The following is a 19,075-nucleotide window of genomic DNA, read 5'->3' as shown; positions in this document are numbered from 1 at the left end:
ATGAATCAAGGAATACTAAAGCGTTCTAAGCTTATTTTTAACCTGTGCTTTTTTATTGCCGTGACGTTGCTTATGCAAATGGGCATGTATGTGCTGCATTTGCTGTTTGGATGGAATTTATCGTTTAACTTAATTTTACTTTGTAACAAAGTAGCCCACTTTTTCGGCTTGTTTTTTATTGAATACATGCTGAATGCGGTTATTTTTCATACGATGTTTGTACTGTTCATTAAAGCTGTAAAGCAAGTGATTCAAATGCGGAAAGTCCGTAAAATGATTACGAAGCTGCGAAATGAAACAACAACGGCTCACCTGCAAAAAGCGTACGGAAAGAATTTAACAGTCTTAACAACAGATCAGCCCATTGCATTAACAATGGGATTGTTTACACCGCATATCGTTCTGTCTACAGGGTTGCTCTCGGTGCTTGATGAAAATGAACTAGAAGCTGTTATTTACCATGAGCAGTCACACGTTGCAAACAAAGATCCGCTCAAAACGTTTTTACTCAGCACGCTTGCTTCTGCATTATGGTATATTCCATTTATTAAATGGAGCCATAAACGTTTCAAAGTCATGCGTGAAGTGCTGGCTGATCAAGATGCCATTGTGAAAAATGGCACATCTGCTCACATCGGCAGCGCCCTTTTAAAAATGGTTAAAACGGGACAGACAAGTCTCTCGTGTGCGCACGTGTCGTTTGCTGATACGTCGGTTAATTATCGCATTCAATATATTTTAAATCCGGAAACGAAAATGCCGATGCAGCCTCCTGTTGTTTTAACGCTGACGTCGCTATACGTGTTTTTTATTTTGTGTGCGCTAATTTTTACAGCTCTAACAGCTTTGTAAGTTTGTAAGAGAGAAAGAAAAGAAGGAGATGAGATTGTGTCAAAAGCAAAGAAAAAGAAAAAAGTAACGCCCAATCAGCAAACGTCCTCGAGCAAGTGGATTTTTTGGGTGATTGGAATTATTGCGGTCTGTATTTTAGGGTTAATCGTCCTTTCTAATATGTCAAAGGGCGGAGGAGATGAAAAGGCCGCTCTTACATATGATAATCAGCCGTATCTTGGAAAAGAGTCAGCTCCGGTAGAAGTAGTAGAGTTTGGAGATTACAAATGTCCCGCTTGTAAAAACTTCACGGAATCCTTTTTCCCGCTGATTCAAAAAGATTATGTAGATACAGGCAAAGTCAAATTCTACTTTATGAACTATGCGTTTATCAACAACGACTCTTCTCGTGCAGCAGAGTTTGCTGAAACGGTATACAAAGAGCTTGGAAACGATACATTTTGGAAATTCCATGAACTTCTTTATAAAAAGCAAAACGCAGCGGACGAAAAGAAAGATGTCTTAACGGAATCTTACTTAGAAGAGACGCTGAAAGAAGTATCTAGCGATGCTGATGCGAAAAAAGTAGCGAGTGCATTTAAAGACGGAAAAGGAAGAGCTGGGTTTGATCAAGATATGAAGACAGCGAATGATTTAGGTATCACAGGTACACCAACCATTTATGTAGACGGCAAAAAATTCGAAGGAAAAACAATCGATGACTTTGATCAAATGGTCAAAGATGCGGCTAAGGAGAACAAATAATGAACAAGTCTTTGGTTTTCGGATGGATTACAGCGCTTATCGCGATGCTTGGAAGCTTGACGTTTAGTGAAGTTCTTCACTTTATCCCGTGTGAACTTTGCTGGTATCAGCGAATTTTAATGTATCCGCTCGCGTTTGTGCTAGGTGTAGCCGTGTACCGGAATGATACGTTCATCTACAAATACGTCCTGCCGTTTTCGGTGATTGGTATGGCGCTTTCAGGCTATCATTATTGCCTGCAGAAGATACCGGCTCTTAAAGCATTTGAAACGTGTACAAGCGGGGTTCCTTGCTCAGGTCAATATATTAACTGGCTTGGATTTATCACCATTCCTTTTTTAGCGTTTATTGCGTTTACCATTATTACGATTATGATGCTTGTTCTTCGCAAGCAGACGAAAAAAGCTTAACCTACGGGTTAAGCTTTTTTGTATGAAAACAAAAAAAGTCCCGCTTACAAGAAGCGGGTGCAAATAGGGTACATCTATGAAAAATGATGAAATTGTTTTGACAAGATACAGTATATAAAAGAAAAGTGAAAAAACGGTGAAAAGAGAAAAGCTTTTTTAAAAATAAGGGGAAAAATATGCTTTTCTTATAAAAAAAGCCCCGCTCACAAAAAGCGGGGAATAAATAGGGGTCATTTATGAAAAATGATGAAATTGCTTTGACAAACTTAGTATACAAAAGAAAAGTGAAAAAACGGTGAAAAGATGGAAGCTTTTAGAAAAAATAAAAAAAGACCTGTTTTGGGGAAACAGGTCACTAGAAAGGGAGTAAAACTATGAAAAAATATGCTAATTGGCTTTACATATACTATCTTAACGCCCAATAGTGAAAAAACAGTGAAAAGAAACATCAAACAAAAAAAGACCTGCTCTGGGGAAGCAGGTCTTCACAAAGGAGTAAAACTATGAAAAAAATATGTTAATTGGCTTCGCAAGTACTATCCTATACCTTTATGGTGAAAAAATGGTGAAAAGAGAAACGGGATATAAAAAAGACCTGTTTTGGGGAAACAGGTCATTAGAAAGGGAGTAAAACTATGAAAAAATATGCTAATTGGCTTCGCAAGTACTATCTTATACCTTTATGATGAAAAAATGATGAAAAGAGAAGCGGGATATAAAAAAAGACCTGCTCTGGGGAAGCAGGTCTTCAAAAGGAGTAAAACTATGAAAAAAATATGCTAATTGGCTTCGCAAGTACTATCCTATACCTTTATGGTGAAAAAATGGTGAAAAGAGAAGTGGGATATAAAAAAGACCTGCTTTGGGGAAACAGGTCATTAGAAAGGAAGTAAAACTATGAAAAAATATGCTAATTGGCTTCGCAAATACTATCCTATACCTTTATGGTGAAAAGATAGTGAAAACGATATTAGGATATAGCTCCTATTTTTCCACATTATAGATTCATTTCTCTTTAATAGGGTATACGTTCATTAGAATCGATATAAACTTAAAGAGCTGCCAGGGAGGTATATATATGGAAAAGAAACACGAAGCAACTGCAAATCAGCGCGTGGTTCATCGCACTCGAAATAGCTGGTCAGGCTTTTTGTTTGGCGTAGGGTTAGTTGCTTTTATTGATGAAGCAGTGTTTCATCAGCTGCTTCATTGGCATCATTTTTATGATAAGTCCACAACGGCCGCTGGTTTAGTGTCGGACGGTTTGTTTCATGCATTCAGCTGGTTCGCTACAATTGCATCACTTTTTATGGTGGCAGATCTCAGGCGCCGAGGCGGCTGGTGGGTGAAAAGGTGGATAGGAGGAGTATTGCTTGGAGCCGGGGCGTTTCAGCTTTATGACGGGACCGTGCAGCATAAGCTTATGGGACTTCATCAAATCCGGTACGGAGTGAAGATTGCACCTTACGACATTACGTGGAATGTACTTGCATGTTTGATGCTGCTTATTGGCATCATTTTAATATGGTTTACACGTAAACAAGGTGCACATCATGATTAAATATGAAGTATTGTCTCAGCTCTTATTAGCTCTGCCTTTTGCCGTTGCCTTTTTTTTATACATGTGGGCTGTAGCGTCTTCAAATGCAACGTATAGAAAATGGTCATTATATAGGACGTCCAGCTGGACACTTGGTATTTTATGCGCTATATCTTCTGTAGCCGGACCGCTCGCAGCCCGTGCTCATATGGACTTTACCGCGCATATGACGGGGCATTTGCTTTTAGGTATGCTAGCTCCGCTTTTAATGGCGTTAGGAGCACCTCTTACACTGCTGCTTCGCACGCTGCCGGTTCATGCAGCCAGAAAAGTGTCAAAACTTTTAAAAGGACAGTTTGTTCGATTCATCAGCAGTCCGGTGACAGCTTCTGTTCTTAACGTAGGAGGACTTTGGATTCTTTATACAACAAGTCTGTATGGCATGATGCATCACTCTTTTTTCGTGCATGTCGCTGTACATATTCACTTATTTTTAGCCGGCTATTTATTCACCGTATCGATGATTTCAATCGACCCTTCGCCGCATCAGAAAAGCTTTACGCACCGAGCTTCCGTATTAATAATTGCTCTTGCCGCTCACGGTATTTTATCAAAATATGTGTACGCTCACCCGCCTATGTACGTCTCGGCGGAAGGGGCGCAGCAAGGGGCTATGCTGATGTATTACGGAGGCGATTTAATCGACTTATGTTTAATTGTGCTTCTTTGTTATGAATGGTTTAAGCGGGTTCAAAAAGTCTCTTTTACATAAAAAACGCGCAGAAAGCATCATGCTTTCTGCGCGTTTTTTTAGTGAATGTTTCGTTTTTTAAAGCGTCCGCCGCGGACTTCGGTAATATCTGCAACGGCTAAAAAGGCAGTAGGGTCAAAATCTTCAACAATAGTTTTTAGCTTTGATTCTTCAAGGCGCGTAATGATGCAGAAAATCACTTTTTTATCATCGCCCGTATAAGCACCTTCACCGTGCAAATAGGTAACGCCTCGACCTAGACGCGCATTAATCGCATCGCCGATGTCATCAGAATGATCACTAATAATCCAAGCTGATTTTGATTCTTCCAATCCTTCTACAACTGTATCAATGGCTTTGGCCGCAATGATGTACGCAAGGATGGAATACATGGCGCGGTCCCACGTGAACACAAATCCCGCTGCTCCTAAAATGAAGAAATTGAAAAACATCACAATTTCTCCTACAGAAAACGGAATTTTTTTACTGATTAAAATGGCAAGTATCTCCGTACCGTCAAGCGCTCCGCCGTAGCGAATTACGAGTCCAATTCCAATTCCGAGAATAATCCCTCCAAAAACGGTAGCAAGAAGAACGTCTGCGGTAAACGCGGGGACATGGTGAAACATAGAAGTTAAGATGGATACAACCAGTATGCCAAAAATAGTGGAAAGGGCAAATGTTTTTCCCATTTGCTTGTATCCGATAAATACAAACGGAAGATTTAGTACAAAAAGAAAGATTCCTAGATTTACGCCAGTAATATGCGAAAGCATGATGGAAATACCGGTAATTCCTCCGTCGACAACGTGGTTTGGAACGAGAAAAATTTCAAGTCCTGTGGCCATGAGCAGGGCACCGATCGCAATAGCGATGGCCCTACCAAATACCTGTCCCTTGGACAGCTTTCGGTGCTGAATTTTCGCTTTTTCGAGTTCTGTCATTTGCATGTCTCCTTTGATGTCTCCTATGTATTTCTCACTTTAGAAAAGTGAAACTATCTTTAATTATACCTTACTATGCACAATTAGTGGGGATAGACGGCTTAATTACTTGTTTCACTCTATAAAAAAAGCCTGCTTTAGAGTCATAAGCAGGCTTTTTAAGGAGTAAAACGATGAAAAAAGATAGTTGGCTTCACGGCTTTAACTATATAGAAAATTGATGAAAAAACAGTGAAAATGCCGGCATGTGCGCCAAGAAAATCGGGGATACTAGTTAAAAAAGCCAAAAGGAGATGACGAAATGAGCGTGTGGATGATGTATAATCACTTGATGCATTCGCAAATCTTTCTAAGCAGCGTATTAATTAGCGGTATTCTTCTTGTTAGCGGAGGATTTGTGTACGGCAGAATAATGAGCAAAAAGTGAACCTAATTTTGCCACGGATAGGTTGTTGATGGAAGATGCTCAATAGCAGCTTGGTTAATGTTATACTTGCTCCATAAGCTTAGCGTGGAGGTGTCAGCATGAGCAAGCATCATGATCTAACAGCATCATACGGAGAATCGTTAGTAACGTGTGAACATCAGTTTGAAGCTAGCTATTACTATCATCAAGTGCGCGAACAGTGCATGAATTACATTCATGAAATAAGCAAAGCGGTAGATGAATTCACCGTTGATTTTACAGATGAAAGTTTGAAAATATTAGAGCTTCTTTACTATGATCTAGAAGACAGCAATTGTTTTGACTATTTTTCGATGACAAAAGAAGAATTCGAAGAGTGTATGGGCGTATACTTTGGTGAAGTGGTTACGTCTACTATTGACGAAGCGCGCTGGGTTGTAAAAGAATATCCGCTTATGGAAAACAAGTATGTGACCGGAATTGAAAAAGGGAATCTTTCACTCATGTTTCCCCACGGCTTTTTTAACCATAAAGAGCGTCATCCAGAGTGCGTTTTTACTCTTTATCATTTATATAAACAGCTGCAAAAATAGGAAAAAGGTGAACATAAGTTCACCTTTTTTATTGTCCCAGCTTTATGGGAATATAAATATCCATTTCATATGTATCACTATATAAATTGCTGTGTATAGCTGTATTTACAATTTCAAGAGCAGGACCTTCAATCATGCTGTAAGGAGAGTTCGGCAGCCATTCATTCCAGATGCTGTTGTACGTCGACCCGAGCGATGTAATGGGGCCTCTGTGTTTAAACTGCAGGTATGTAAACGAAGGAAACGTATGAACGCTCATACCGTTTGGAATACAAGCTGTATCAGCAACTTCTGTCCCTGCAATATAAAAATAGTTTTCTTTTTTCGGAGCCATGCAAATGCCTGTAACCATATGAGGTTCTTTTGAAGTGCTAATCATTTCTTTTTCTTTAAGTATTTGCTTCAAAAGATTCTCTTTTTGATACTCTCCGTTTTTTGCTATGCCTATCACTGAAAATCCTTCTTTATATACAACTTTACCTTGCATAATCCACCTCGAATTTTTCAAGCTCTAGCTTTTATTCTATCAATCATAAATTACTTTACCGTGATTGTAACATAATCTTAAGTAGATATCGATGCAGAAAATGGAACATAAGCAAAGCTTTAAACCCATGCTTAAGTTGCTCTATTTATTACATAAAAACAGCGCGGGAATTCGCGCGCTGTTTTTGCTGATGCAACACTTTATTTATATAACGTTTTATGAAGAGTAAATCCGGGAAACTCCTTAATATAAGTCAAAATGGTAGCTAAACCAGTAGTCGTCCTGCACATTCTTTGTGTTTGAAGCGACAATATGCTCATGACCTTGTTCGTCCGTGGCAATCCAGTTGTAGTTGATATCCATTTTAATCGGATACATATTTCCTTTTTTAAACAAAATAACGGGGGGAGTTACTTCAACAAACTCGTTTAGTTTTTTTACAACATCTTCTTTACAGCGAATTAGCTCCATGTCTTTTTCTCCTTCGGTGTTATTGCACAATCATATTTTTTGCGTTGTGCACAATATATAATTTAAAATAACAAAGGTAAGTTTAGCACATTTTACAAAAAACAGAGAAATAAAAAGGAGCGATATCGATGAATGAACAAATTTTATTAGCAGAACGCCCAAAGGGAATGCCAACAAGAGATACGTTTAAATACGAAAAAATTGAAATGCCTACAGCGAAAGAAGGCGAGGTACTTGTTCAAACACTTTACCTTTCTGTTGATCCGTATATGAGAGGACGCATGAACGATACAAAATCATATGTTCCTCCATTTGAGCTAAACGCACCGCTTGCAGGCGGCATTGTAGCACGCGTAACGGAATCAAAATCAGATCGCTTTAAAGAAGGCGATATCGTGACAGGTATGCTTCCTTGGAAACGCTATTCAGCTGCAGAAGCAAAAAACTTACAGAAAGTTGATCCAGAGCTAGCGCCAATTACAACGGCTATCGGCGTTCTTGGTATGCCTGGTCTCACAGCTTACTTTGGACTGCTTGAAATCGGTCAGCCAAAAGAAGGCGAAACAGTAGTCGTTTCCGGTGCAGCAGGTGCTGTTGGATCTGTTGTTGGTCAAATCGCTAAAATTAAAGGCGCACGTGTTGTGGGCATCGCAGGTTCTGAAGATAAAATTGCTTATTTAAAAGATGAGCTCGGATTTGATGAAGTGATTAATTATAAAAAAGGAAATGTGAAAGAAGCGTTGAAAGAAGCGTGTCCTAATGGCGTTGATGTTTACTTTGAAAACGTCGGCGGAGAGATTTCAGATGCAGTTGTTAGCTTGTTAAATAAATTTGCGCGCATTCCGCTTTGCGGCCAAATTTCACTGTATAACTTAGAAAAACAAGACGTTGGGCCACGTGTTCAAACACCTTTATTAATTAACAGTGCGTTAATGAAAGGCTTTATCGTAGCGGACTATGCAGAGAAATTCCCTGAAGGCATTAAGCAGTTAGGCGAATGGGTGCAGCAAGGGAAAATCAAGTACAGCGAAAACGTTGTAGAAGGTTTTGAAAATGTACCTGAAGCGTTCCTTGGTTTATTTGAAGGAGCAAACTTAGGAAAACAGCTTGTAAAAGTAGCAGAATAAGCGGAAAAAACCGTGCGGGATCATTTCCGCACGGTTTTTTTTACATGGTTGAAGCCGTTTGCTGTTTCGCTTCTTCTTCCATATGTTCACCAGTTCGTTCGATTGGCGAGCGTTTGTGGTAGCGTCCAAGCAGTCCTGTCATGATGAAGATACCAATTAACGAATAAAGAACTTGAACTACGCCGAATACCACCGTTGCAGAGCCTACAATCAACACATCCGTCAAAAGCATTGTTTTACCTGGATTAATGCCAAATCGTTTATCAAGAAACACGCATAGCATGTTGATTCCGCCAAGAGAAGAGCCGTGGCGAAACAAAAAAATCAGTCCAATGCCGACAATAACGCCTCCCACAACCGCAGCTACAAGCGGATGCGGAAGCGCAAAAGAAAAGTTGGCAGCTAATAAATCGGACATCACTGACATCAGGCTAACGCTGATAAAGCTTTTTATCGTAAATTGAAGTCCAATTTGTGTAAGAGCCATAAAATAAAATGGTAAATTGATAATAAAAAACAATACCCCAAATGAAATACCGGTTAAATGCTGCAGGACGATTCCAAGTCCTGCTGTTCCGCCAATAACGAGGTTAGAAGCGGTTAAAAATTGAATTCCGATGGCAACGCACAAACAGCCAAAGGTAATCCATCCCCATTGTTTTACGTGATTCATATCTCCATCCCCTTTTGTATATTTATACAATACTTTCGATAGAAAACACCGTCTTTTAATTCACAAAATCTATTTTACTATATATCTTTTCAAAAAAAAGCACTTTTGTGAGAGAATCTAACATAAGATAAAAAGTTAGATAATTCAGATTTATTAAGTTTTTTTGAAGCGAATGATTGATAAACCAATATGTTTCTAAAAAAAGATTACAAAGAAAGAATGAGAAAAACGGAATTTGGAAAATGTATAAACAAATATTTGGATAACGGTTAAAAAAAGGGAGGAAACATTAGTTGAAACGAACAATTTTAACTAAAATCAAAATATAATTCGGATTTGCGTTGATTTTTTGTTTAATTGAGGTAATATATAACATCATTGGCATGAAAATATATAGAGATGGAAGTGGATGCGAAATGAATAAGAAATTATCAGCGTTGACAGGGGTGGCTGTACTTGCTTTTTCAATGACAGCATGTGCCCCTCAGCAGGAAAAAGAAGTGTCTGCTGAGAAAAAAGAACCCGCTCAACACCTCGCTGATCAGCAAATCATGGCCGACGCTTGGTACCAAACATCCGGCGAAATGAAAGCTTTGTATTACCAAGGCTATAATACAGGAAAGCTTCGTTTAGGTGAGGCGCTTGCAAAAAGTACCGATAAAAAGCCTGCCATTATTTTGGATTTAGATGAGACCGTGCTTGATAATAGTCCATTTCAAGCATCAGCAATCAAAACTGGAAAAGGATTTCCTTATAAGTGGGATGAGTGGGTGCAAGCAGCAAAAGCGAAAGCAGTACCAGGTGCTGTTGATTTCTTGACGTATGCGGATCAAAAAGGCGTAGATATTTACTATATTTCGGGCCGTACAACTTCTCAGCTTGAGGCAACAATTAAAAACCTAAAGAATTTACATATTCCTCAAGCAACCAAAGACCATGTGCTATTAACGGGTCCAAAAGATGAAGGAAAAGAAACGCGCCGTCAAAAAGTAGCGACAAATCATAATGTAGTCCTGCTATTTGGGGATAATTTATCTGATTTTAGCGGCTTTGATAAAAAGTCGATTAACGATCGAAATAAGCTTGTAGAGGAGCAAAAAGAAGCGTTTGGCCAAAAGCTGATCGTATTTCCAAATCCAATGTATGGAGATTGGGAAGGAGCTATTTATAACTACGACTACTCGATTTCGGACAAACAAAAAGATAAGCTTCGCCGCGAACAGCTTCAGTATTTCAACTAAAAAAAAGAGGCTGGGACAAAAGGATTTTAACCCAAGTGAAAAACGAACGATTGATCAGCATGTGATCAACCGTTCGTTTTTTTTGTTATGGTGAATATAGTTTCATCTGTCTTGTTCCTTCTAGCAGGTGATTGGAGGGCAAGGTGAAGACTCCTGCGGGAAAAGCGGAACAGGTGAGACCCCGCAGAAGCGCAAGCGACGAGGAGGCTCAGCGGCCGCCCGCGGAAAGCGAAGCCTTGCACGGAAATCAACTGCGGTGTCATAAGCGGTTCGGTTCATGTATCTCATTTGTTCGTCTTTAGGCTGGATTCATTTCGTTATGTCTTCAACCTCTTTTTAATTTTTCCAATATAGTCAGTTCAAGCGATAGCTTGTCCAAATGATCCTGCTTTTTAAGAAAGAAGCCAAGGAGCATAAGGGGCTTGCTTCCACTCGTGTTTTAACATGCCATAAATCACAAGGTCATGGTAGTGATCATATAGATATTCACCTTCTCTGCAAATGCCTTCTTCTGTAAAACCTAGACGCGTAGGAATGGCTTTACTTTTTTCGTTATTAACGCCGCAGCGTATTTCGACTCGATGAAGGTTTAACGTATTAAATGCATAATTCAGGCATCCGTGTACGGCTCTTGTCATAATACCTTTTCCTTGAAAATCATGTCCAATCCAATAGCCAAGACTTGTACTTTTGTTTCCCCAATTAATTCCGTGAAAACCAATCATCCCGGCGATTTCTCCGTAGTACCGAATGATGGCCTGGAACCCTTGGTTATTATAATATTGAGCTCTCCATTCAGGGATGAGTTCATCATAGTCAGCAATACTTTGCATGCTATCTACCCATGGGAGCCATTCTTTTAGGTAAGGTCTTGACTCGTTAATAAGAGAAAGCAAGGGGAAAGCGTCAGTTGATTCAATCAAATGCAAACTAACTTCGTCATCAATTTTGTATTCAAACATACGAAAGCCTCCTGTGATGATGGGCCTGCTGAGATAAGCGTAGCGTGTAGGCAGTTCTAACATCTAGTTTTTCTTTATTCTACCACAAGTAACAGAGAGGAGAACGAGGAAGTTTGAGCTAAAAGTAAATAACGCATCAAGTCGATAGGATTTTAATGATTAAAAAAATTAATAATTGAAAGCACTTTTATCAATATTTTTACAGAAAAGAAGCATATACAGTGATACAATGGAAGAAGAGATAAGGCGTTGTATGTATACATACTTTCTAACAAACATGACATTGGATTGATAAAAGCAGGTGGTAAAAACATGGATGTACAACTATTAATAACGGTATTTGCACTCGGGTTTTTCGGGTCATTTTTAGCAGGTATGCTTGGAATTGGAGGATCAGTTGTTTTGTACCCGCTGCTGCTATTTGTTCCGCCTCTTGTAGGAGTGGGAATGTTCAGCGCGCACGAAGTAGCTGGTATAGGAGCCGTACAGTCGCTGTTTGCGTCTGTTTCAGGAGCTCTTGCTTACAAAAAGGGCGGCTATTTGAATAAACCGTTAATTTTATATATGGGTATCAGCGTCTTAGTTGGCAGTCTCATTGGTTCAACGCTATCAAACTCGTTTTCAGAAGGAATGATCAATTTCATTTACGGCGTGATGGCAACAATTGCTGCAGGATTAATGTTTATGCCCAAAAAAAATAATCCAGCGGCCGATTCATTCGAAGTGACATTTTCAAAACCTTTGGCAGCAGCTCTGGCGTTTTTAGTTGGAATTTGCGGGGGGATTGTTGGAGCAGGGGGCGCATTTTTACTTGTTCCTATTATGATTACCGTATTAAAAATTCCTGTGCGCGTAACGATTGCAAGCTCATTAGCCGTGACGTTTATTTCGTCTATGGGAACAACATTTGGTAAAGTAATGACGCATCAAGTCCTTTTGCTTCCGGCGCTTATGATTATTGGAGCAAGCTTACTAGCAGCTCCAATCGGTGCTTTTGTTGGGCAAAAGACGAAGGTAGCGTCGCTGCAAGTTATCTTAGCGATCGTTATTACGGCGACTTCGCTGAAAATATGGTTTGATTTACTAATGAAATCTATTCATTAAAAAAAGCTGCCTTTTTAAGGACAGCTTTTTTATTTTGTTGTTGATGACACAAGGTGAGCGACTAAAATATAGCGTTCAGGTGCTGAACCAACGTAATTAAACGGATAACAGGTGCTGACGGTTAAAGTGGCTCTAGGCTTTGGTACAATAACAGTCCGGTCATCCGCATCAACGATTCGTACTTTGTTCACTTTGTATGTGAAGGTGCCTGCTGCCGTGTTCACCACGAGCGAATCGCCTTCACCCACGTCTCCAAGCTTACGAAAAACCGTATCGCGATGTCCTGATAGAACAGAATTGTCGTTTTGACCAGGCAGCACGCTTCCTGCAAAATGACCCACGCCTTTTTCTAATTCATCTTCGTTCGTACCGTGATAAATCGGCAGCTTAGCGTTTAATTTAGGAATATATAATTCTCCCATTAAATCACCGATTTTCGGCTGTTTCGGGTAAGACACATTTGACACTTTCGGCTTTTTTTCCGATCCAGCAGTACGAGAGTGTACCGCTTTTTTAGCTTCAACAGAAGAAGCTTCAGCAGAAGAGTCCGCTGTTGTAGAATCCTTGCTTTTAGAAACTGAAGCTGCGGCTGGTTCTTCTGTATCCATTGTTTTAAATGCCAAATAGCCTCTTGCAAATTTATAGGCGTTTGTTGTTGTAAACCAAAGACCAAAGCAAATGACGGCGGTTAAAAGGGAAAGAACAATCAACCGCTTTTTGCGATTGATTGTTCTTCTTGTTTTTCTTGGTTCCATTTTATGCGCGTCTCACTTTGCGGAAAAGAACAAAGCCAGCTGCTACAAGCACTAATCCAATTAATGCATTTGTTACATAATTAGAAGCCGTTTCCGGAAGCTTTCCGCCTTTAACGGTTTTTTGTACAGCGCCATTCGTTTGTTTCTTTACAGGTTCTTGTTTCTTTTCTACTGCTGGTTTTTGCGCTTGAGCTGGTTTTGCTACAGCTTCAGCAGATTTTTCTACTTCTTTTCCTGTGTCTGTGATGATATCAGAATTAAACATATCACCTGTAATCACCATGTCTGCTAAAAATTTACCGTCTGTTGTATAAAGAGAAATTTTTAGACTTGCATTTTTTAATTCTTCTAAGTTGATTAAATCAGTAAGAGAAAGCGGTCTTTCATTTCCGCCTTGTACAAGTGAAAACTTAGCGTCTAAATGGAAGATTGATAGCATTTCTTTATAAATAGACATTAATTCAGCGATTTGATCAGCAGATAATTCGGTTGCTGTATCAAAATCTTCGAATGCCGCTAAGCGCTCGCCTAATTGATCTAAGCGGTTAAGCGTTGCTTCATTTGAAAGCTCATCTTCTAACGATGTAAAATGTGCTTCAATTCGATTTAACTCTTCTGAAGTTAAGCCTAATTCGGATTGCATAAATGATAGTAAGCCGCTTAAATCTTCTTCGCTTAATTCATCATCGTAAGAAGCGTCTTCTTCGTCATATGACTCATCATCTTCATACCAGTCGTCGCCTTCTAGATAGAAGCCAACATCCTCATATAAATCATCTAGATACACATAATCGTCTAAGCTTTGGCCGTTCTCTTTTAATAACGCATTTAAGCTTGTTTTGTCTAAGTCAAAATCTGCATACACATCTTGCAGGTTATGTAAGTCAGCTGCAATCGGTTCACCTAGAAAATCTTCTAAATCTGCGATTGTATCGTAGTTTTCAAGACTATCGTCATACAGTGAAAGTGAATATTCAACGTCGTCTTTGGTTACTTCAAAACCTCGCGTTTGGCTTACCGATTTTAAATATTTGTTGAAGTCTGCGTCAAATGTTGACGCGGCTGCGAATGAAGACGTTGGAAATACGCCAACAAACAGCAGAAATGATAATAGTATTGCCCCCAGTTTTTTCATCAATTTTCTCCTTTTTTTTACGTTTTCTACAAGATTATATAGTAAGAGTTATAAATTTACAATATATACTTATATTATATATAGCTTGAATATAGTGGTAATTTAAGGGAATTATAGAACTATAGATTTTGAGAATCCCGTATAAAAGGGAGAGGAAAGCCCCAGATAGAAAAAGAGGAAATAAAGAAAAAGGTTTATAATTTTTTTTGACAGAGCAGAAATATAAAAAAGTATCAAAAAAGAACAGCACTTAGAAGCTGTTCTTTTTGAAATGATATGTAAGCATTAGCATAGATAGTTGAAATTCGATACCGTTCCGCTTTAAAAAAAGGTGGCTACGAGTTATGATTTTAGTAAGGATAGTGAAGAAAAGTGAGAGCGCGGTTTTGTCAGCTCTATTTTGATTCCTTTTAGCCTTAAACGTTCTACAAACTGTTTGCGTTTTTTTCGCTTTTCATGCGGGGATTGATTCATATTTGCCTCATCCTCCATATTTAGTCAAGTAGCTAACATATCATTATCATAATCAAAAGATGGCGGTTACACAATAAACATTCTCAAATATTCACAAAGATTTAAAATTTGTTACATTGATAGTGTACATGTACCCCATTCTCTTTTTTTATAACATCTCAATGTGCTGTTTTTAAATTGAAGTTTTGTAAATCGTGTCGCAGGCTAAAAAACGGAATTAAAAAAACGCGCTGGCTTTTATATTTTGATTCGCTGTGCTTAAAAGCTATACTAGTAGTGCGTATAGGAAAGAGTAAACCGTATTTTTACATCTCATCTATTCGTATACAAAAAAGAAAGAGGGATTTTGATGAAAACAGAACAGCAGTATTTTGAAGAAGGAAAATCAATTCAAACATATATGAACGACATGAGTACATTAAAAGAAGAAAGTTTAGCTGTTTATGAACAATTTCAGCTTCCTAAAGATGGACTGGCTGACAAATTAAAGGCTCACAAGCTTCACTTCTTAGCGATTACTGAAGATTGGTGCGGAGATGCGATGATGATTAACCCAATCATTCGTAAAGTAGCTGAAGCTGCCGGTATTGATGTGCGCGTTGCACTGCGAGATGCAGACACTGAATTAATTGACCGTCACTTAACAAACAGAGGACGTGCTATTCCGATTATTTTAATTTTTAATAATGAAGGTACGTTACTTGGAAAGTGGGGCCCCCGTGCTCCCGAAGTTCAGCAAATCGTGGATGAGCTTCGCGCCGAACTTCCTTCAAAAGAAGATCCTTCGTTTGAAGAAAAGCAAAAAGAAGTCTTTTCTTCGTTACGAACAAGATATAAAGAGGAACCGGCTCTGTGGTCGTATGTTTATAACAGCTTTAAAGAAACAGTATTAGCTGTTGTGAAATAACTTAAAAAAGCAAGGTAAAATGAGCGCTTCATTTTATCTTGCTTTTTTTTCTGGTTATTGCAACAAAATCGTTTATATATCACTTTAATGAAAAGGCTGCCCTTATGAATGTTAGTGTTCTAAACGCGCACTTTTAATTGGGAAAACGCATAAAATTCTAAAAATAAAAATATTTTTTATTCGAAACGCGTACTTTTTAACTTGATGATGATATAATAACAAATAATAAATGAAGAAAGGGGACGTGTGAATAAATGTAAAAGCTTTTGGTTAGTACTTTTAAGCAGCATTTTAGAGATCAAAATGAATTTTATTTTTTAAAATTTAATGAAAGCGCTTAACGACTCACTTCTCAGAATATATAGAAGAAAGGTGTTAGATACATGAATAACTTACATAGAAAAATGGGAACGTTTTCTCTCATGATGGTTGGTCTTGGATCTATTATTGGATCAGGATGGCTGTTTGGGGCATGGAGAGCTGCTCAAATTGCAGGTCCCGCAGCAATTGCTTCTTGGATTATTGGAATGGTTGTTATTTTATTTATAGCTCTTTCTTACAGTGAACTAGGATCAATGTTTCCAGAAGCAGGAGGTATGGTTAAGTATACGCAGTACTCGCACGGCTCATTTCTGGGCTTTATTGCGGCTTGGGCAAACTGGATTGCAATCGTATCGGTTATTCCTGTTGAAGCCGTTGCTTCTGTTCAGTATATGAGTTCATGGCCTTGGGAGTGGGCGAAATGGACAGCCAGTTTAGTAGAAAACGGGATTCTTACCGGAAAAGGTTTAGCTATTGCTACAGGACTATTAATCATTTATTTTCTTTTAAATTACTGGACCGTAGGCTTATTTTCGAAAGCTAATTCACTTATTACCGTTTTTAAAATTGTGATTCCAGGGCTTACAATTGGTGCTCTTTTATTCGCAGGGTTTCACGGCGGAAACTTTTCCTCTGCAGGAGGCGTTGCTCCAAATGGATGGGCAAGCGTTTTGACAGCTGTTGCTACGTCTGGGATTGTGTTTGCTTTTAACGGTTTTCAAAGCCCTATTAATATGGCGGGAGAAGCAAAAAATCCGGGTCGCTCTATTCCGATTGCAGTAGTAGGCTCAATTTTAATTGCAACCGTGATCTATGTATTGCTTCAAATTGCGTTTATTGGAGCGGTAAATCCTTCAGAAATCGTAAAAGGATGGAGTCATCTTAACTTTAATTCGCCGTTTGCCGATCTAGCAATTGCGTTAAATATTAACTGGCTTGTTATTGTGTTATATGCCGATGCTTTTGTATCGCCATCAGGAACAGGTATTACGTATACAGCTACCACGTCACGCATGATTTATGGTATGGAAAAAAATAAATATTTGCCGAATATATTGGGACGAGTTCATCCGCTTTATGGAGTTCCTCGTCAAGCCATGTTTTTTAATCTATTTGTCTCATTCATCTTTTTATTTTTATTTAGAGGCTGGGGAATATTAGCCGAAATTATTTCTGTAGCTACGTTAATTTCATACCTTACTGGTCCTATCACAGCTATGACGTTAAGAAAAACGGGGACCGAGCTTTATAGACCTTTACGTATAAAAGGGTTAAATGTAATAGCGCCTCTTGGCTTCATCTTTGCTTCACTTACTCTTTACTGGGCAAGATGGCCGTTAACTGGACAGGTATTATTTATTATTTTAATAGGGTTACCAATTTATTTTTACTACCAAGCAAAATCAAAATGGAAAGGCTTTGGTCAAAACTTCCGAGCCGGCGTTTGGATGATTGTCTACTTATTATGTATGATGACAATCTCTTGGATAGGAAGTGAAAAGTTCGGGGGACTTAATATTATTAAATACGGCTGGGATATGGGTCTTATTGCAATTGTTGCACTTTTCTTTTATGCTTGGGCACTTAAAAGCGGATACAAAACCGAGTATTTAAAAGAAGCAATCGATGTTAATAATGAAATGAAAGCAGCGGAAGCACAGACAGCCTCAGCTAAAGAACAGATCATAGAAAAACAAATTAAATAAGTAGTAAAAATGAGGCTGGGACAAAAGTATTTCAGTTGAAGTCAAATGCGAACTATTAATTATTTTTTGATTGGTAGTTCGTATTTTTTTGTTGTTATGTTGAATATAGATTTTATGTGTATAGTTGGTTCTAGCAGTTGATTGGAGGACAAAGCGAAGACTCCTGCGGGAAAAGCGGAAGGGATGAGACCCCGCAGGAGTGCAAGAGACGAGGAGGCTCACCGGCCGCCCGCGGAAAGCGAAGCCTTGCACAGAAATCAACTGCGGTGTCACAAGCAGTCCAGCTCATGTATCCAATTTGTTTGTTTTTAGATTAGATTGATTTAGTTATGTTCCAGCCTCTTCTTTTGTGGATAAATTTTATTTTTTTGAATACTAGATAGTAAAAAATGCTATAATGGTGGGCAAAATCATGCAGGGGGAGAACGACTTATGGATATCGTATCAATCACTTCTTTTTTAGGCGTAGCCGCTTTGCTTACGGTTATGCCTGGACCTGATAACTTATTTGTTTTAGCACAAAGCATATCAAACGGTAGATATGCAGGAATCTCGACTTCATTAGGGCTTTGTACGGGCTTGCTTGGTCATATAGCTGCAGCAACATTGGGTCTATCGGCTGTTATCTATCAATCGGCTTTAGCGTTTGCTATTGTAAAATACGCTGGAGCAGCTTATTTATTATATCTGGCTTATAAGACGTTTACAGCAAAAGATTCCGCTCTCGCTGTTGAAAACAAAGAAGCTGTTGAGTACAAGGTGCTATATAAAAAAGGAGTGATTATGAATCTCCTAAATCCAAAAGTTTCGCTCTTTTTTCTTGCTCTTTTACCTCAGTTTGTTAATCATTCAACCGGACACGCCACACAGCAAATGCTTGTTTATGGAGCTGTATTTTTAGTTCAAGCGCTGATTATTTTTACGTTAATTAGTCTATTTGCAGGGAAAGTAGGGGAGTTTTTGCGGAAATCTCCAGCGCTGTCTAAGCGGCTTAATCTCGTGCAAGGCTCTATCTTTACGCTTATTGGCTTGAAAATCGCTTTTAGTGAGAAATAGCAGAAGATAAGATGGCGAACCTGCTTTTTATCTCTATTAAAAGGCGTGGACATAGGTTAGTTAAAGGGAGATCCGAACGATAAATCTAGTTCGTTCGGATTTTTTATGTTTATGGTAAAAGCAGGTTTCATGTATATAGTCGCTTTTAGCTGGGTGATTGGAGGGCAAGGCGAAGGCTCCTGCGCGAAAAGCGGAATAGGTAAGACCCCGCAGAATCGCAAGCGACGAGGGGGCACCCCGGCCGCCCGCGGAAAGCGAAGTCTTGCACGGAAATCAACAGCGGTGTAACGAGATTCACGCTAGCTCATTTAGCCGTCTTTATTTTGTGCTTTAAAACAGCAGTGCCTAGCAAAATCCTGCTTTTTTGAGTGAATATTCTCGAATGTTTTAAGGGGACGAACCCTTCTTGTCCAATC

General features: G+C 39.0%; 24 protein-coding genes. 16 read left to right on the top strand and 8 right to left on the bottom strand.

Annotation, left to right across the window (positions count from 1 at the left end):
* The 5 genes from MMB68_RS08075 (at position 1) to MMB68_RS08055 (ending at position 4,318) form a co-directional block, all read left to right on the top strand.
* Positions 1-852 (top strand): M56 family metallopeptidase, encoded by an 852-nt coding sequence (locus MMB68_RS08075; RefSeq protein WP_098598593.1) that lies wholly within the window; start codon positions 1-3, stop codon positions 850-852.
* 36 nt (positions 853-888) lie between these two features.
* Positions 889-1,596, top strand: a complete 708-nt coding sequence (locus tag MMB68_RS08070; RefSeq protein WP_277447577.1) for a DsbA family protein — start codon at positions 889-891, stop codon at positions 1,594-1,596.
* Positions 1,596-2,006, top strand: a complete 411-nt coding sequence (locus MMB68_RS08065) for a disulfide oxidoreductase (protein ID WP_221784197.1) — start codon at positions 1,596-1,598, stop codon at positions 2,004-2,006. Before MMB68_RS08070 ends, MMB68_RS08065 begins: the two co-directional genes overlap by 1 nt.
* Positions 2,007-3,084: 1,078 nt before the next feature.
* Positions 3,085-3,567 (top strand): DUF2243 domain-containing protein, encoded by a 483-nt coding sequence (locus MMB68_RS08060; protein ID WP_277447578.1) that lies wholly within the window; start codon positions 3,085-3,087, stop codon positions 3,565-3,567.
* Entirely contained in the window at positions 3,560-4,318 is a 759-nt protein-coding gene (locus MMB68_RS08055; protein ID WP_277447579.1) for a cytochrome c oxidase assembly protein, read from the top strand. Before MMB68_RS08060 ends, MMB68_RS08055 begins: the two co-directional genes overlap by 8 nt.
* A 38-nt stretch (positions 4,319-4,356) precedes the next feature.
* On the opposite strand, the gene MMB68_RS08050 is transcribed toward MMB68_RS08055, so the two are convergent.
* A complete protein-coding gene (locus MMB68_RS08050) occupies positions 4,357-5,241 on the bottom strand; it encodes a YitT family protein (protein ID WP_028409242.1) in 885 nt (294 codons plus the stop codon).
* A gap of 301 nt (positions 5,242-5,542) precedes the next feature.
* On the opposite strand from MMB68_RS08050, the gene MMB68_RS08045 reads away from it, so the two are divergent.
* Positions 5,543-5,668 carry a hypothetical protein gene (locus tag MMB68_RS08045; protein WP_016764808.1) on the top strand — a complete coding sequence of 42 codons (126 nt, stop codon included), beginning with the start codon at positions 5,543-5,545 and terminating at the stop codon, positions 5,666-5,668.
* 98 nt (positions 5,669-5,766) lie between these two features.
* Positions 5,767-6,240, top strand: coding sequence for a hypothetical protein (locus tag MMB68_RS08040; RefSeq protein WP_221784203.1), 474 nt, complete (start codon positions 5,767-5,769; stop codon positions 6,238-6,240).
* A gap of 28 nt (positions 6,241-6,268) precedes the next feature.
* Here the strand turns inward: MMB68_RS08040 and MMB68_RS08035 are convergent, their stop codons facing one another.
* Together MMB68_RS08035 and MMB68_RS08030 are read right to left on the bottom strand one after the other, a co-directional pair.
* A complete protein-coding gene (locus tag MMB68_RS08035; RefSeq protein ID WP_195696521.1) occupies positions 6,269-6,727 on the bottom strand; it encodes a GyrI-like domain-containing protein in 459 nt (152 codons plus the stop codon).
* A 243-nt stretch (positions 6,728-6,970) separates the two neighbouring features.
* Positions 6,971-7,198 (bottom strand): hypothetical protein, encoded by a 228-nt coding sequence (locus MMB68_RS08030; protein ID WP_016764806.1) that lies wholly within the window; start codon positions 7,196-7,198, stop codon positions 6,971-6,973.
* A 128-nt stretch (positions 7,199-7,326) separates the two neighbouring features.
* Here MMB68_RS08030 and MMB68_RS08025 point away from each other — a divergent pair, with 128 nt between their 5' ends.
* Positions 7,327-8,325 carry an NADP-dependent oxidoreductase gene (locus MMB68_RS08025; protein ID WP_221784204.1) on the top strand — a complete coding sequence of 333 codons (999 nt, stop codon included), beginning with the start codon at positions 7,327-7,329 and terminating at the stop codon, positions 8,323-8,325.
* 40 nt (positions 8,326-8,365) lie between these two features.
* Here MMB68_RS08025 and MMB68_RS08020 read toward each other — a convergent pair whose 3' ends face one another.
* Positions 8,366-8,998 (bottom strand): YitT family protein, encoded by a 633-nt coding sequence (locus MMB68_RS08020; protein WP_098248079.1) that lies wholly within the window; start codon positions 8,996-8,998, stop codon positions 8,366-8,368.
* A 416-nt stretch (positions 8,999-9,414) separates the two neighbouring features.
* Here MMB68_RS08020 and MMB68_RS08015 point away from each other — a divergent pair, with 416 nt between their 5' ends.
* Together MMB68_RS08015 and MMB68_RS08010 are read left to right on the top strand one after the other, a co-directional pair.
* The gene (locus MMB68_RS08015; protein ID WP_277548526.1) at positions 9,415-10,239 is read left to right on the top strand and encodes a 5'-nucleotidase, lipoprotein e(P4) family; all 825 of its coding nucleotides are present in this window, start codon (positions 9,415-9,417) and stop codon (positions 10,237-10,239) included.
* A gap of 127 nt (positions 10,240-10,366) precedes the next feature.
* Positions 10,367-10,504, top strand: coding sequence for a hypothetical protein (locus MMB68_RS08010; protein ID WP_193377160.1), 138 nt, complete (start codon positions 10,367-10,369; stop codon positions 10,502-10,504).
* Between the two features lie 127 nt (positions 10,505-10,631).
* Here the strand turns inward: MMB68_RS08010 and MMB68_RS08005 are convergent, their stop codons facing one another.
* Positions 10,632-11,201 (bottom strand): GNAT family N-acetyltransferase, encoded by a 570-nt coding sequence (locus tag MMB68_RS08005; RefSeq protein WP_013083913.1) that lies wholly within the window; start codon positions 11,199-11,201, stop codon positions 10,632-10,634.
* Between the two features lie 312 nt (positions 11,202-11,513).
* On the opposite strand from MMB68_RS08005, the gene MMB68_RS08000 reads away from it, so the two are divergent.
* Positions 11,514-12,305, top strand: a complete 792-nt coding sequence (locus tag MMB68_RS08000) for a sulfite exporter TauE/SafE family protein (protein ID WP_013057848.1) — start codon at positions 11,514-11,516, stop codon at positions 12,303-12,305.
* Between the two features lie 29 nt (positions 12,306-12,334).
* Here the strand turns inward: MMB68_RS08000 and MMB68_RS07995 are convergent, their stop codons facing one another.
* From MMB68_RS07995 to MMB68_RS07985, 3 genes are all read right to left on the bottom strand, one after another.
* Positions 12,335-13,060, bottom strand: coding sequence for a class D sortase (locus MMB68_RS07995; RefSeq protein WP_277447582.1), 726 nt, complete (start codon positions 13,058-13,060; stop codon positions 12,335-12,337).
* A 1-nt stretch (position 13,061) separates the two neighbouring features.
* Complete coding sequence (locus MMB68_RS07990) at positions 13,062-14,195, bottom strand: processed acidic surface protein (RefSeq protein WP_221784212.1); 1,134 nt, start codon at positions 14,193-14,195, stop codon at positions 13,062-13,064.
* A 342-nt stretch (positions 14,196-14,537) separates the two neighbouring features.
* Positions 14,538-14,669 (bottom strand): hypothetical protein, encoded by a 132-nt coding sequence (locus MMB68_RS07985; protein ID WP_013057845.1) that lies wholly within the window; start codon positions 14,667-14,669, stop codon positions 14,538-14,540.
* 349 nt (positions 14,670-15,018) lie between these two features.
* Between MMB68_RS07985 and MMB68_RS07980 the strand changes: the two genes are divergently transcribed.
* From MMB68_RS07980 to MMB68_RS07960, 5 genes are all read left to right on the top strand, one after another.
* Positions 15,019-15,576 carry a thioredoxin family protein gene (locus MMB68_RS07980; protein ID WP_277548525.1) on the top strand — a complete coding sequence of 186 codons (558 nt, stop codon included), beginning with the start codon at positions 15,019-15,021 and terminating at the stop codon, positions 15,574-15,576.
* A 383-nt stretch (positions 15,577-15,959) separates the two neighbouring features.
* Positions 15,960-17,603 (top strand): APC family permease, encoded by a 1,644-nt coding sequence (locus tag MMB68_RS07975; protein WP_277548524.1) that lies wholly within the window; start codon positions 15,960-15,962, stop codon positions 17,601-17,603.
* A 137-nt stretch (positions 17,604-17,740) separates the two neighbouring features.
* Positions 17,741-17,920 (top strand): hypothetical protein, encoded by a 180-nt coding sequence (locus MMB68_RS07970; protein ID WP_277548523.1) that lies wholly within the window; start codon positions 17,741-17,743, stop codon positions 17,918-17,920.
* Between the two features lie 115 nt (positions 17,921-18,035).
* Positions 18,036-18,659: a LysE family translocator gene (locus MMB68_RS07965; protein ID WP_013057840.1), complete on the top strand. Its 624-nt coding sequence runs from the start codon at positions 18,036-18,038 to the stop codon at positions 18,657-18,659.
* 129 nt (positions 18,660-18,788) lie between these two features.
* Complete coding sequence (locus MMB68_RS07960) at positions 18,789-18,947, top strand: hypothetical protein (protein WP_221784366.1); 159 nt, start codon at positions 18,789-18,791, stop codon at positions 18,945-18,947.
* Positions 18,948-19,075: the final 128 nt, after the last annotated feature.

It is taken from the genome of Priestia sp. Y58, assembly GCF_029522095.1.
GTDB classification, from domain to species: domain Bacteria; phylum Bacillota; class Bacilli; order Bacillales; family Bacillaceae_H; genus Priestia; species Priestia megaterium_E.
The sequence above is the reverse complement of the archived record's forward strand: the minus strand, read 5'-3'. Positions and strand labels throughout refer to the sequence as shown.